The organism is Candidatus Binatia bacterium (assembly GCA_035631035.1).
Taxonomy (GTDB): Bacteria; Eisenbacteria; RBG-16-71-46; order SZUA-252; family SZUA-252; genus DASQJL01.
The window spans coordinates 96314-109509 of sequence record DASQJL010000062.1; the positions used below are offsets into that span (position 1 = coordinate 96314).

Below are 13196 nucleotides of genomic sequence, written 5' to 3' on the forward strand. Positions count from 1 at the left end.
TATACTTCCCGCATGGCTCCCCAGTTCATCTTCACCATGCACAAGGTCGGAAAGGTGCACCCGCCGAACCGCGAGGTGCTCAAGGACATATCGCTGTCGTTCTACCCGGGGGCGAAGATCGGCGTGCTGGGGCAGAACGGCGCCGGAAAGAGCTCGCTCCTCCGCATCATGGCGGGGGTGGATCCCGACTACCTCGGAGAGGCGCGCGCGGCGAAGGGGATCCGTATCGGGTTCCTTCCCCAGGAGCCGGACCTCGATCCTTCCAAGGACGTGCTCGGAAACGTTCTCGAGGGCGTGGCCGAGACGAAGGGACTCCTGGACCGCTTCAACGAGCTGAATCTGAAGCTGGGCGAGGAGCTGTCGCCCGACGCGATGGAAGCGGTCATGGAAGAGCACGGCCGCGTGATGGCGGCCATCGAGGCGCGCAACGCCTGGGAGCTGGACCGCACGGTCGAGATCGCGATGGACGCGCTCCGCGTGCCCGCCGGCGACACCCCGGTCGCGACCCTCTCGGGTGGCGAGCGGCGCCGCGTGGCGCTCTGCCGCCTGCTGTTGTCGGAACCCGACATGCTGCTCCTGGACGAGCCCACGAACCACCTCGACGCCGAGTCGGTGGCCTGGCTGGAGCGCTATCTCAAGGAGTTCCCGGGCACCGTCGTGGCGGTCACCCACGACCGCTACTTCCTGGACAACGTCGCCGGCTGGATCCTCGAGCTGGACCGGGGGCGCGGGATTCCCTGGGAGGGCAACTATTCCTCCTGGCTCGGCCAGAAGAAGGAACGGCTCGCGCTGGAGGAGAAGATCGAGAGCGCTCGGCAGCGCACGCTGGAGCGCGAGCTGGAGTGGATCCGGATGTCGCCCCGCGCGCGCCAGGCGAAGAGCAAGGCGCGCGTCACCGCTTATGAAGAGCTGCTCGCCCAGGAGACCGAGAAGCGGAGCGAGATCACCGAGATCACGATCCCGCCCGGACCCAGGCTGGGGGGCCTGGTCGTGGAGGCGCGCGATCTCGTGAAGGGCTACGGCGACCGCGCGCTGATCGACGGCCTCTCCTTCACGCTTCCTCCCGGCGGCATCATCGGCGTGATCGGCCCCAACGGGGCCGGCAAGACGACCCTCTTCCGGATGATCGCGGGAAGCGAGAAGCCGGATGGCGGCGCGCTCCGCCTGGGCGATACCGTCAAGATCGCTTACGTCGACCAGTCGCGCGAGGCGCTGGAAGGATCGCGGAACGTCTGGGAGGAGATCTCGGGCGGCGAGGATCTCCTGGACGTCGGCCCCCGCACGATGCCCTCGCGCGCCTACGTCGCCGCGTTCGGCTTCAAGGGCGCCGACCAGCAGAAGCCGGTGAAGAACCTTTCCGGCGGCGAGCGGAACCGGGTGCACCTGGCGAAGCTCCTGCGCTCGGGCGGAAACCTGCTCCTGCTGGACGAGCCGACCAACGACCTCGACGTGGACACCCTGCGCGCCCTGGAGAACGCCATCCTCGATTTCGCCGGATGCGTCGTCGTGATCAGCCACGATCGCTGGTTCCTCGACCGCATCGCGACCCACATGATCGCGTTCGAAGACGACGGCGACGTCGTCTGGTTCGAGGGAAATTTCCAGGACTACGAGGCCAACCGCCACATGCGCCTCGGCGCCGCCGCCGACCAGCCGCACCGGCTCAAGTACAAGAAGCTGGTGCGGGAGTGATGCGCGCGCGCCCGGCGCAAGCCGGACGCGCGGTCGCACGGCTGGCGCAAGCCGGACGGACGGTCGCGCGGCTGACGACTGCTGCGCTCCTCCTCGTCACGGGAGCCGCGTGGGCGGGCGGCCTGCCGGCGCCAACCCGCCGGGCCACGAAGCTGCCCCCAAGTGTGGTCCGTGCGGCTCAGAACCCCGGACTGCGCGCGATCACTTCGCCTCGCTCCTTCGACTTCGTTCGTGACATCGGCCTGGTCGAAGGCGAACGCAAGGACAGTCTCTGGCTGATGATCGCCGATTCGACGCTCGCGGCTGGCGATTCCCTGACGCTGATCTCCGACGAACCCAATCCCGACCCGGACACCTACGTCGCCATCATCGGTGCCGCGGTGAAGGAGCCGCTGTCCAACATTCCGCGAGAGTTGTATGGCAAAGCCGTCCCGGAACCCGGGGATCGCTTCTATCGGCTGGCCACGCCCGCGGGCGCCCTGGACTGCTGCATCTTCGGCTACGCGGTGCGAGCGCCACGCAGCTCGTTCCGCCGGGCTTCGGGCCGGGCGGAGGCCGATCTCGACCACGACGGCACGATGGAGATCTTCCAGAGCTGCGGCAGCGGCGACTTCCTGAATCCCACGGTGTGGTCCGGGAGCGCGCTCACCGGCACCCGGCGCTGGACCCGCGCCTATCACGCGGACTACGCCGTCGAGACCAACTGTCCCGGAAGCCTCGACAGTCTGAGGACGAAGTAGAACAAGGCAAGTCCGCACCGCCCCCGCACGAAGCAGACGAGATCGCTCAACGATTTCCCATGCCTCAGTTCAACGACAGCGTCAAGGATTTCACATGCTTTGAAGCATGTGATTCTGACGACAGCCATCAACGGACCGTGGGTAACTCACCGCGAGACAAGCGGATCCCCAGCCGTTGACAGCGCGGTATCATAGTGATATCATATTTATATCACCTGCCGCGCGCGGTTGCGCGGCTTGCTTTGGTTGCAGCGAAAGGAGGCCGTAGAACCATGACCACCGAACGTCCCACCTCGGCGCTCAGCGGCGCCGTGGGCCTGATCGTCTCCCTCTTCCTGCTCGCGGTGGGGATCATGACGATCGTGCACGGGATCGGCGAGCAGCGCCCGCTCTTCATCGTCGGCGTGGGGCTGCCGCTCCTCGTCCTGGCGGCGCTCTCCGCCGCCGGGCTCTTCACCGTGCAGCCGAACCAGGCGGTGGTGCTGATCCTCTTCGGCACGTACGTCGGCACGGTGCGGCAGAGCGGGTGGTGGTGGACCAACCCGTTCAACACGAAGAAGCGGATCTCGCTTCGCGTGCGCAGCCTGAACGGGCAGACGATCAAGGTGAACGACGCCATGGGAAACCCGGTCGAGATCGCGGCGGTCGTGGTCTGGCGCGTGCGGGACTCGGCCATGGCGACGTTCGACGTCGAGGACTTCGAAGCGTTCGTGGCGGTGCAGAGCGAGACCGCGGTGCGGCATCTCGCGACGGAGTATCCCTACGACGCGGAGGCGCCGGACTCCATTTCGCTGCGCGGGAGCATCGACAAGGTCTCCGAATTCCTGCGCTCCGAGCTCCAGCAGCGCCTGCAGACCGCGGGCGTCGAGGTGATCGAGGCGCGTCTCAGCCACCTCGCGTACGCGCCGGAGATCGCCGGCGCGATGCTCCAGCGTCAGCAGGCGGCCGCGATTATCGCCGCGCGCCAGCGTATCGTGGACGGCGCCGTCGGCATGGTCGAGATGGCGCTCGCGCGGCTGGCCGCGAACAACGTCATCGACCTCGACGAGGAGCGGAAGGCCGCGATGGTTTCGAATCTCCTCGTGGTGCTGTGCGGCGAGCGGGCGGCCACGCCCGTGCTGAACGCCGGCACGCTGCACCAATAGGAGCGGGATGGCGGAGCGGAAGGCCTTTCTGCTGCGGATCGACCCCGCGCTGTGGGAGGCGCTCGAGAAATGGGCGGCCGACGAGCTGCGCAGCGTGAACGGCCAGATCGAGTACCTGCTCGCGCGCGCGGTGGACTCGGAGGGCCGGGGCCGGCGCCCCGCGACGAAACGCACTCCGAAGCGGGAGGGCTGAGGAAAGGACGGAAACGAACGACGCCGGGCGGCGCGGCTGGCCTCCCGGCGTCTTTGTCATCTCCCGGTTGCGGCCCCGCTCGAGGCGCGCTCCCGATCGAGGGAACACGCTCCCGGTCTAGTGAGTGCGCTCCCAGTCGTAGCCCCGATCATCGCCCCGGTCGTCCCGGTCCTGGCGCCGGTCGCCGCGGTCCTCGCGCCGCTCGCCGCGATCCTCCATCAGCTCCCAGCGATTCGCGCGGGCGTCCTGGCGGGCCAGCCGCAGGAAGTCGCCGAAAATGCGATCCTCCTCCCGAAGCGCGCCTCGATCACCGCGCCGCACCCCCGGCTGAATCTGGCGAAGACGGTCCATCATCGCGGTCAGGCGCGCGAGACGGCGGCGGCTCTCGGCCGTGTCGCGACGGTCATCCCTCAGGTCGCGTCGATCGTCCCGCAGATCGCGCACGTCGTCGCGCACGTCGCGGCGCGCTTCGTTCTCGCTGCGCCGCTCTTCCATCCGGTCGCGGGCCAGGTCGCGGCGCGCTTCGGCGGTCTCCTGACGAAGCAGTGCGTGAATGCGGTTCCGGAGCCGGCGCTCCTCCCTCCAGTCGCGGTCCGACTGCGCGCGATCGAGCTGAGCGATCAGCCGCGCCAGGCGCCGCACGTCCATCTGATCGGCGCGCAGGTCGCGCAGGTCCTGACGCATCTCGCGATCGTCCTGCCGGACCTCGCGCCGATCCTGCCGGTCTTCGCGGCGGTCGGTTCTCGTGTCGTACCCCTGCGCCGCGGCGGTTCCGGCCGCGACGAGCAGGAGCGCGGCGCCGGCCACGGTGATTCCGCGGCGCCACAGTGTGGTGGTCCTCATCGTGGTTCTCCTCTCTCGATCAGTGACTTCGCGATTGCCGCACAACGGGTTCGGCGGGGCCTTGCCTCGAGCCCGCCGGTCGATCCGGGTGCAGGGCAACTAGCGTGCCTTGGAATGGTCCGCCCGGCGCACGCCAGTGAGAAGAGGCTCGTCCATGGTGGTCTCGACGATGGGGCCGTACTTCTTCAGCATGGGGCGGAGTACGTCCGCCTTCCCCACCACGACGAACGTCAGATCGGACGCGGGAGGATAGACCCGCTGGATGACCGGCATCAAGGCCGCGGGATCGCGCACGGATTCCACGCGCGAGGGATACTCCGTGACCTCGGTGAGCGGCAGGTCGTGGTACGCCAGGTCGGCGAGCGTCCCCGCGATCTGACCGTTGGTCTCGAACGCCGTCGGATACTGCCCTTCGATGTACCGTGTGGCCGAGCGGAGCGCCCGCTCGTCGAGTCCCGAGGTTCTCAGTCCGGCGAGGGTCGCAAGCGCGAGATCGATCGCCTTCTGCGTCGTCTCGGTCTTGGTGTAGCTGACCAGGGCCACCGCGCCCGGCTGCGTCGGCCGCGGGATGCGCGCGACCGCGCCGTAGGTGAGCCCCGACTTGATCCGAAGGGCCGTGTTCAGCATGGAGGTGAAGCGGCCTCCGAAGGCGGTGTTCACGACGTCGATCGTGACGCGGTCGGGATCGGTGCGCGAGACGCCGAGGTTCCCGATCCAGAAATAGCTCTGCGTGGCATCCGGACGGTTTACGAGGAGGATTCGCCTTCCGGTGCGTCGCGACGTCGGCGGCACGGCCGGCGCGGGCGAGGCCGCGGCCGGCCAGTCGCCGAGCGCGTTCCGCAGCTTCGCCTCCATGGCTCGTGCGTCGAAGTCGCCCACCATCGCCAGGATCAGGCGGTCACCGCCGTAGTTATGGCGGTAGCAGGCGAGCACGTCGTCGCGCGTGATGGTCGCGACCGTCCCCTCATCCCCGGTGACCGGGCGGCCATAGGGATGGGCGCCGTAGAAGTAGGCCGCGGCGTACAGCCCGAGCATGGAGTAGAGGTCGTCCTTCTGCGCCTTGAGCCCTTCGATCGTCTGCTCCTTCAGCTTCGTGAACTCGGAATCGGGAAACGCCGGCTCGCGGAGGAGCGAGCGGATCAGCTCGATCATCAGCGCCTGGTCGCGCGCCATGAACTTCCCGGAGATCGTCGCCGTCTCCACGCCCGCGTCGGTCGAGAGATCGGCGCCCGCGCCGTCCACGACCGCCGCGATCTCCCGCGCCGATCGCTTCCCCGCCCCCTTCCGCAGCAGGTCCGCGGTGAGCGACGCGAGCCCCTCCTTCCCCGGGGGATCGGTGATGTCACCCGCGCCGCGAATGGTTCCCCCGAAGGAGATCAGCGGCACGTCGTGCCGCTCGGCCAGGATGAGCCGCGCGCCGTTGGGAAGGGTCACCGTGCGCGCGGGAGGCAGCGAGACCTTCGAGGCGGTCGACACCTGCGGTGGCGGCACGGTTCTGGCCCGGGCAACACCGTTCGCGAGCGCGCCCGAAAGGAAGACTCCCGCGCACACGACGACAAGCGCCCGCGCGGTCATCGCGCCGCTCCCGCGCGCGCCGGCGCGCCATCGCCCGCGCTGCGCGCTTCCTCGGGGACGAGCACGCCGACCGTGCGATTGGTTTCGACGAAGGTCCGCTTGGCCATTGCCTGGACGTCGCGCGCCCTCACGGCGGCGTAGCGCGAGGGGCTGGAGAAGAGCTTCCTCCAGTCGCCGTGGAAGACCTGATTGTCGCCGAGCGCGCTCGCTTTCCCGTTGATCGTCTCGAGGGTTTCCCAGTAGGCGGCGAGCTGGATGTTCTTGGCCTTGGTCAGCTCGACCTCCGTGGGACCCTCGCGCGCCAGCCGATCCAGCTCTTCGTAGAGGATCCGCTCCGCGTCACCCGCGCTCCTCCCCGGAGACACGGTCACCTGGAACGTGATGAGCCCCGGATCGAAACCCTCCATCACGCTCGAGGAGACGCCGACCGCGATGCGCTCCTGGTCCACGAGACGGCGGTAGAGGCGCGAGGATTCGCCGCTGGTGAGGATCATGTGGAGGAGATCGAGCGCCTCGGCGCCCGGATCGCGCGGCGTGCCGACGTGGTAGGACACCTCGAGGATCGGCACCTGCCCCGTCTTCCGCACTTCGACCCGCCGCTCGCCGAGCTGCACCGGCTCGGCCGGCCCCACGCGCGCGGGCTGCGGCTGCGGGGGGATCGGTCCCAGGTAGCGCTCGGCCAGAGCGAACACCTCGGCGGGGGTGACGTCCCCCGCGATCACCATTGTCTCGTTGTTGGGAGCGTAGTAGGTGCGGAAGTAGGTCTTGAGGTCGTTCAGGGTCCAGTGCTCGATGTCGCTGGGCCATCCGATGACGGGGATCTGATAGGGATGGGCGACGAACGCCGTCGCCATCACCTGCTCGTCGAGGAGGGAGGCGTTGTCGTCCTCCACCGACGTGCGCCGCTCGGAATAGACCACCTGGCGCTCGCTCTCCACCGCGGTCGAGTCGAACGAGAGGCAGCAGATCCGGTCCGCCTCGAGCTGGAAGATCAGCTCCAGCGCCGAGTGCGGGAACCAGTCCTGGTAGACCGTCGCGTCGTTTGTGGTGTAGGCGTTGTTCGATCCGCCGTTCTCCTCCATGACCCGGTCGAAGTCGCCGGGAGGATGGTGCGCGGAGCCGTTGAACATCATGTGCTCGAAGAAGTGGGAGAGGCCGGTGATCCCGGGGCGCTCGTTCCGGCTCCCGACGTGGACGAAGTTGTAGAGCGCCACGTTCGAGATGTCGTGGTCGGGCCAGACGATGATCTGGAGGCCGTTGGCGAGCACCTTGGTCGCGATCTCGGGAGGCACGCCATGGGGCGCCGAGCCCGACCGGGCCGGCTCGCGGTCGCGCGGCTGAGCGAATGCGGGCGCCGCGGCGAGGAGAAGCGTCAGGCCCAGCGCTGCCGCGAGGCGGGTGCTGCAACTGGCTCTCATCACGTCACCTCCCGAGTCCTCGAAACCCCGCCCGCGCGCCGGACGTACCGTTTCCGAGTCTAGCAACCTGGCGTATCCTTGTGAGGCGGATTCGCCAGAGAGGGTTTCCATCGTTCCGGGGGGCGCGCCGATGCCGACCATGCACGAAGTGGATTACGAGATCAAAGGCGACGACATGCAGTTCGTCCGCATCCAGCTCGATCCCGGCGAAGCCGTCGTCGCCGAGGCGGGCGCCATGATGTACCTGGAAGACGGAATCCAGATGGACACCGTCTTCGGGGACGGCTCGCAGCAGAACCAGGGATTCATGGGCGCCTTGATGGGCGCCGGCAAGCGGCTCCTCACCGGCGAGTCGCTCTTCATGACGGTCTTCCACAACGAGTCGCGCGAGAAGCGCTGGTGCGCGTTCGCCGCGCCCTATCCCGGGAAGATCCAGGCCATGAACCTGGCCCAGCTCGGCGGCGAGATCATCGCCCAGAAGGACTCCTTCCTCGCGGCCGCGAAGGGCGTGAGTATCGGCATCGCGTTCCAGCGCCGCTTCGGCGTCGGCCTCTTCGGCGGCGAGGGCTTCATCATGGAGCGGCTACAGGGCGACGGCTGGGTGTTCATCAATGCGGGTGGGACGATGGAAGAGCACGACCTGGCGGCCGGCCAGACGCTGCGGGTGGACACCGGCTGCCTCGTCGCCGTCCAGCCCACCGTGCAATACGACATCCAGTTCGTGGGCAAGCTGAAGAGCGCGCTCTTCGGCGGCGAGGGGCTCTTCTTCGCCACGCTGACCGGCCCGGGGCGTGTCTGGCTCCAGTCGCTCCCGTTCAGCCGGCTGGCCAGCCGGATCTACGCGGCCGCGCCGCAGACGGGCGGCCGGAGAAAGGAAGAGGGCTCGATCCTGGGCGGTCTGGGGAACCTGCTGGACGGGGACGGGCGGTAACGGTTTCGGCGTTCGAGCCCCGGGGCGTTGCGCCCCGGGGCTTTTCCTTTCGGGTACCTGTGCTCCGGCCGGTCATTTCCTGCCGATGAGCCACAGGACCAGGGTGAGCAGAACGCTGATCAAGATGGACGTGCCCAGAGGGACGTAGACCCTCCAGTTCGCCCCCCCGAACGAGAAATCCCCGGGCAGGCGGCCCAGCCAGGGGATCCTGGGCCCCAGCGAAAGCCCCAAGCCCACCAGCACCAGCACCACTCCGAGAACGATGAGGACGCGGCCCATCCCGCCCAAGTCGGCCATGCACAGAGGGTAACAGGAGCGGGTCGGAACCGGTGGCCGTCCGGGCTCCGCTTGCCCCGGCGCGAATTAACTTTAATGTTAATTCCCATCGCTCCACTGCCAAAACGGCAGGCGGACGGTGATTCCGCTAGGGCCCCCAGGAAGGGCCCCTCTACACTTTCCCCAATGCCTCCCGACATTCCAACCAATGCCCCCCCGTTCCCGTCCAAGTCATTGCACGAAGCGCTTGTGGAGACCGGGGTGACGGCGCCGACAACGTTGTTCCAGACATTGCCGACGGCAGGCGAGGGGGTCGATGTCGCTCGAGCACAGAGCGGGGACACCCGCGCGTTCGAGCGGCTCTATCGTACGCACGTCTCGCGCATCCTGGGTCTGGTGCGGCGCATGATGGGCGGCGAGCACGCCCACGAGGTGACGCAGGACGTCTTCGTGCGGGCGTGGGAGAAGATCGGCACCTTCCGCGGCGAGGCGCAGTTCGGGACCTGGCTCCATCGCGTGGCGGTGAGCGTGATCCTGCACCGCCGGAACGCGCTCCGCATCGAGCGCGGCCGCATCAAGGATGACGAGGACGCGATCGAGGCCGCCCCGGCGCGCCCGCACACCGCGGACCTCGGGATGGATTTCGAGCGCGCCGTGGAGAAGCTTCCCGCGGGAGCGCGGATGGTCTTCGTCCTGCACGACGTCGAAGGATTCAAGCACGAGGAGATCGCTGAGCTGATGGGCGTGACCTCGGGAACCACCAAGGCGCAGCTTCACCGCGCCCGGATGATCTTGCGGCAATATCTGGACCGCTGAGCCTACGGAGAGGAACGGAGCACCACGATGAGCGATCGCTACACCGACCGGCTTTCCGACTACGTCGACCAGGACCTCGAGGGAGCCGAGCGCGCCGAGCTGGAACGGCACCTTCGGGAGTGCGAGGAGTGCGCCTCCACACTCTCGGATCTGAAACGGGTCGTCGCCCGGGCGGGCGCCCTCGCCGACGAGGCCACAGCACCGGCGCCCGATCTGTGGCCCGGGATCGTTGCGCGGATCCGCGAGCCGCGACCCCGCGCCGTCCCGATCGGCGGCGGCGGCGCTGCCTCCGATCACCGCCGCTTCTTCTCCGTGCCGCAGCTCTTGGCCGCGTGCCTCGTCGCCGCCGTGCTCTCGGGAACCGCCGTATGGTTCTCCCAGCGAAGCGCCCCGCATGAGACGGGCGAGCTGATTCCGGGCTCGGCCTCGCGGAACGCCGCCGCCGAGCCGGCTTCCAGCCATCCCGGCGCGAGCGCGACCGCGGTCGAGGAGCTGCGCGCGGCGCTCGCGAGCGGGCGGGACGATCTCGATCCCGCCACCGTGCGCACCATGGAAGAGAGTCTGATGGTCATCGAGATCGCGATCCGCGAGGCGCGACGCGCCCTGGATGCCGATCCGCATAACACCTACGTCCGCGCGCACCTGGACGAGACGATGCGCCGCAAGGTGGAGCTGCTCCACCGCGCGACCATGCTCGCCAGCGCGACACGCTGAAGGAACCCCCCATGCTCCCTGCGCTCGCCGTCGCCGCCGGTCTCGCCTCCTTCTCGCTCGCTCCGGGCGCGGACACCGTGCTCGCCGTGCCGCCCGGCTTCTCGCTGAACGTGGCCAACTACGCGGGCGAGGTCTTCGTCGAGGGGTGGGATCGGAACGCCGTCCGGATCCGCTCCGAGCACTCGGACGAGGACCGCGTGACGGTCCTCTCCGGCCGAGGGGTCATGATGGTGAAGGCCGCCTCCAAGCACGAGGAGGATCGCGAGGCCAACCTCCGGCTCCAGGTCCCGCTCTGGATGAACGTGTCGATCTCCGGCATCCACACCGACGTGATCGTGAACGGCACGCGGGGGCAGGTGAAGGTCGAGACGGTGCACGGGGACGTCATCGTGCGTGGCGGCCGGCGCCGCATCGACCTGAACACGGTGAACGACGACATCTGCGTCAGCGATGCGGCCGGCACGATCCGGGCCGAGACGGTGAACGGCGACGCCTACGTCTGGCGCGCGCAGTCGGACAGCGTGGACGTCTCCACCGTGAACGGCGACGTCGTCTACGAGGGCTCGATGGGCGACGCCGGCGTCTACCGGTTCGCCAGTCACAACGGCGACGTCGCGGTCACGGTGCCGCGCGCGGCCAACGCCGCCATCGCGGTCTCCACGTTCGCCGGCGACTTCGAGTCGAACTTCCCGGTCACCCTGAGCGGCACCCACAACCCGAAACGGTTCCAGTTCTGCGTGGGCAACTGCTCCGCGCGCGTGGATCTCGAATCCTTCCAGGGAACGATCCAGCTCTACCGCGCCGCCGAGGCGGCTTCGGCGCGGGTGCAGCGGATGGATGCGATCGTGGGGCGCATCGTCGAGCAGCGGGAGCGGACCGAGGATCTCCAGTCCAGGATCGAGCAGGCGCGGCGCGGGGTGAAGAAGGTGTTCGAGCGCTCGAAGAAGCGGCACGAGATCCACGAAACGCGCGAGGAAGAGCTGGGCGGCGGGGACGGCGAATAGATCAGGCGGCGGTCCAGCCCCCGTCCACGTAGACTTCCGAGCCCGTCATGTAGGACGCCGCCGGGCTCGCGAGAAAGACGATCACCTCGGCCACCTCCTCCGGGGTTCCCACCCTCCCCATCGGCGTCATCGTCTCGATCCACTGCGCCATGCCGCTCTTCTGCCCGGCCGCGTCCTTCATGAAGGGCGCGATCATCGGCGTGTCGATGAACCCGGGGTGGAGCGAGTTCACGCGGATCCCCTCCCTGGCATAGCGGATCGCCGCGTTCTTGGTCATGATGCGGAGCGCGCCCTTGGTGGCGTGATAGGCGGCCGCGGCGCCGTTGCCGCCGATCGCCCCATAGATCGAGGAGACGTTGACGATCGCGCCGCCGCCGGCCCGGCGGAGGAGCGGAATCGCCGCCTTCATTCCGAGCCAGGATCCGGTGAGGTTCACGGCCAGCACCCGGTTCCATCCCTCGAGCGTCTCCTGCTCCAGGTCCCCATCCCGCGCGATCGCCGCATTGTTCACCAGGGCGTGCAGGCCGCCCAGCTCGCGCGCGGCGCGCTCCATCGCCTCGACCCAGGCCTCCTCGCGCGAGACGTCGAGCCGCGCGTAGAGCGCGCGGCCTCCCCGCGAGCGGATTCCGGCCGCGAGGGCCTCCCCTTCGGCGTCCAGGATATCGGCGACCACCACGGCCGCCCCCTCGCGCGCCGCGAGCGTGCAGGCGGCGCCGCCGATGCCGCGCGCGCCGCCCGTGACCAGGATGACGCGCCCCTCCAGCCTACCGCTCACGGGGTCTCTCCCCCGGCGGATCCGTAGTCGCCGTGACCGTCGGGCGCACCGACCGCGACCCGCCCGGCGAAATGGCGGTAGATGAAGACATGGTAGACGAGGGCCAGGATCATGCCGATCGTCCACCAGACGACCCCGATGCGAAGGCCGGTCTCGCCCGCCGAAGCATTGTGGATCGTGAGCGCCCGCTCCATCCCGGTGCTCGCGGGGAGGACGTAGGGGTAGAGCCCGAAGACCACGCTCGTGAGCATGCCGGCGAGATAGGCGACCGAGGCCAGGAACGCGCCGCCGTCGCTCCGGCGCGCCAGGAACCAGGGCACGCCGATCAATCCGAACAGCGCGAGCAGCGGGAAGAGCATCCCGGCCGGCCATCGCGCGAGATTCCCGGGCACCTGGGGCTGGAGGCGCATGGTGAACAGGGTGATCAGCCCGGTCAGGAGCAGCACGCCCCACCAGACGCGCGACGCGACGCGGCGCGCCCGCGCGGCGATCGGGTCGTGGGTCTTGAGCGCGACCCACAGGGCGCCGTGCATCGTGAGCGCCGCGAGGGAGGCGACTCCGACCGCCACCGTGTACCAGTCCAGGATGCCCGCGACCGGCCCGGGGCGGAAATCGGTCCAGAGCGGCTCGAAGAACCGGCCGGAACCGTCGATCGGCACCCCGCGGACGACGTTCCCGAGCGCGGCGCCGAAGACCACCGCGAGGAGGATGCTCGACAAGGCGAACAGCGCGTCCCAGAGCGGCGTCCAGGCCGGGCTCTCGATGTGGTTTCGGAACTCGATCGACAGGCCGCGCAGGATCAGCAGCCAGAGGACGATCATGAGCGGCAGGTAGAAGCCGGAGAATGCCGTGGCGTAGAGCAGCGGGAAGGCGAAGTAGAGGGTTCCCCCGGCGGCCAGGAGCCAGACCTCGTTCCCGTCCCAGACCGGCCCGATCGTGCTCAGCACGGCGCGGCGCTCGGCCGGCGTCTTCGCCACCAGGAAGTGGACCGCGCCGGCGCCCAGATCGAATCCGTCCAGGACCACGTAGCCCACGATCATCGCCGCCACGAGCCAGAACCAGAAGGTCGTCATG

The 13196-nt window shown here is 68.8% G+C and carries 14 protein-coding genes; 8 read left to right on the forward strand and 6 right to left on the reverse strand.

What is annotated here, in order from left to right; all coding sequences use genetic code 11:
• Positions 1-12: 12 nt before the first annotated feature.
• The 4 genes from ettA (at position 13) to VE326_06785 (ending at position 3770) form a co-directional block, all read left to right on the forward strand.
• On the forward strand, positions 13-1692 hold the full coding sequence (gene ettA / locus VE326_06770; protein ID HYJ32908.1) for an energy-dependent translational throttle protein EttA: 1680 nt from the start codon (positions 13-15) through the stop codon (positions 1690-1692).
• Positions 1692-2432, forward strand: a complete 741-nt coding sequence (locus VE326_06775; protein ID HYJ32909.1) for a hypothetical protein — start codon at positions 1692-1694, stop codon at positions 2430-2432. The genes ettA and VE326_06775 overlap by 1 nt, the downstream gene beginning before the upstream one ends.
• 272 nt (positions 2433-2704) lie before the next feature.
• A complete protein-coding gene (locus VE326_06780) occupies positions 2705-3577 on the forward strand; it encodes an SPFH domain-containing protein (protein ID HYJ32910.1) in 873 nt (290 codons plus the stop codon).
• Positions 3578-3584: 7 nt separating this feature from the next.
• Positions 3585-3770, forward strand: coding sequence for a hypothetical protein (locus tag VE326_06785; protein ID HYJ32911.1), 186 nt, complete (start codon positions 3585-3587; stop codon positions 3768-3770).
• 117 nt (positions 3771-3887) lie between these two features.
• On the opposite strand, the gene VE326_06790 is transcribed toward VE326_06785, so the two are convergent.
• The 3 genes from VE326_06790 to VE326_06800 form a co-directional block, all read right to left on the reverse strand.
• Positions 3888-4613 (reverse strand): hypothetical protein, encoded by a 726-nt coding sequence (locus tag VE326_06790; GenBank protein HYJ32912.1) that lies wholly within the window; start codon positions 4611-4613, stop codon positions 3888-3890.
• 99 nt (positions 4614-4712) lie between these two features.
• Positions 4713-6188, reverse strand: coding sequence for a pitrilysin family protein (locus VE326_06795; protein HYJ32913.1), 1476 nt, complete (start codon positions 6186-6188; stop codon positions 4713-4715).
• Positions 6185-7606: a pitrilysin family protein gene (locus tag VE326_06800; GenBank protein HYJ32914.1), complete on the reverse strand. Its 1422-nt coding sequence runs from the start codon at positions 7604-7606 to the stop codon at positions 6185-6187. Before VE326_06800 ends, VE326_06795 begins: the two co-directional genes overlap by 4 nt.
• A 130-nt stretch (positions 7607-7736) precedes the next feature.
• Between VE326_06800 and VE326_06805 the strand changes: the two genes are divergently transcribed.
• Complete coding sequence (locus tag VE326_06805) at positions 7737-8537, forward strand: TIGR00266 family protein (protein ID HYJ32915.1); 801 nt, start codon at positions 7737-7739, stop codon at positions 8535-8537.
• A 72-nt stretch (positions 8538-8609) separates the two neighbouring features.
• Here the strand turns inward: VE326_06805 and VE326_06810 are convergent, their stop codons facing one another.
• Positions 8610-8834: a DUF2905 domain-containing protein gene (locus VE326_06810; protein HYJ32916.1), complete on the reverse strand. Its 225-nt coding sequence runs from the start codon at positions 8832-8834 to the stop codon at positions 8610-8612.
• A 240-nt stretch (positions 8835-9074) separates the two neighbouring features.
• Between VE326_06810 and VE326_06815 the strand changes: the two genes are divergently transcribed.
• From VE326_06815 to VE326_06825, 3 genes are read left to right on the forward strand one after another with little or no spacing between them, the layout of a single operon-like run.
• Positions 9075-9629 (forward strand): RNA polymerase sigma factor, encoded by a 555-nt coding sequence (locus tag VE326_06815; GenBank protein HYJ32917.1) that lies wholly within the window; start codon positions 9075-9077, stop codon positions 9627-9629.
• A gap of 27 nt (positions 9630-9656) precedes the next feature.
• Positions 9657-10343, forward strand: coding sequence for a zf-HC2 domain-containing protein (locus VE326_06820; GenBank protein ID HYJ32918.1), 687 nt, complete (start codon positions 9657-9659; stop codon positions 10341-10343).
• An 11-nt stretch (positions 10344-10354) separates the two neighbouring features.
• Entirely contained in the window at positions 10355-11347 is a 993-nt protein-coding gene (locus VE326_06825; GenBank protein ID HYJ32919.1) for a hypothetical protein, read from the forward strand.
• Position 11348: 1 nt separating this feature from the next.
• Here VE326_06825 and VE326_06830 read toward each other — a convergent pair whose 3' ends face one another.
• Both VE326_06830 and cydB read right to left on the reverse strand, forming a co-directional pair.
• Positions 11349-12122, reverse strand: a complete 774-nt coding sequence (locus VE326_06830; protein HYJ32920.1) for a glucose 1-dehydrogenase — start codon at positions 12120-12122, stop codon at positions 11349-11351.
• The gene (gene cydB, locus VE326_06835) at positions 12119-13195 is read right to left on the reverse strand and encodes a cytochrome d ubiquinol oxidase subunit II (GenBank protein HYJ32921.1); all 1077 of its coding nucleotides are present in this window, start codon (positions 13193-13195) and stop codon (positions 12119-12121) included. The genes VE326_06830 and cydB overlap by 4 nt, the downstream gene beginning before the upstream one ends.
• Position 13196: the final 1 nt, after the last annotated feature.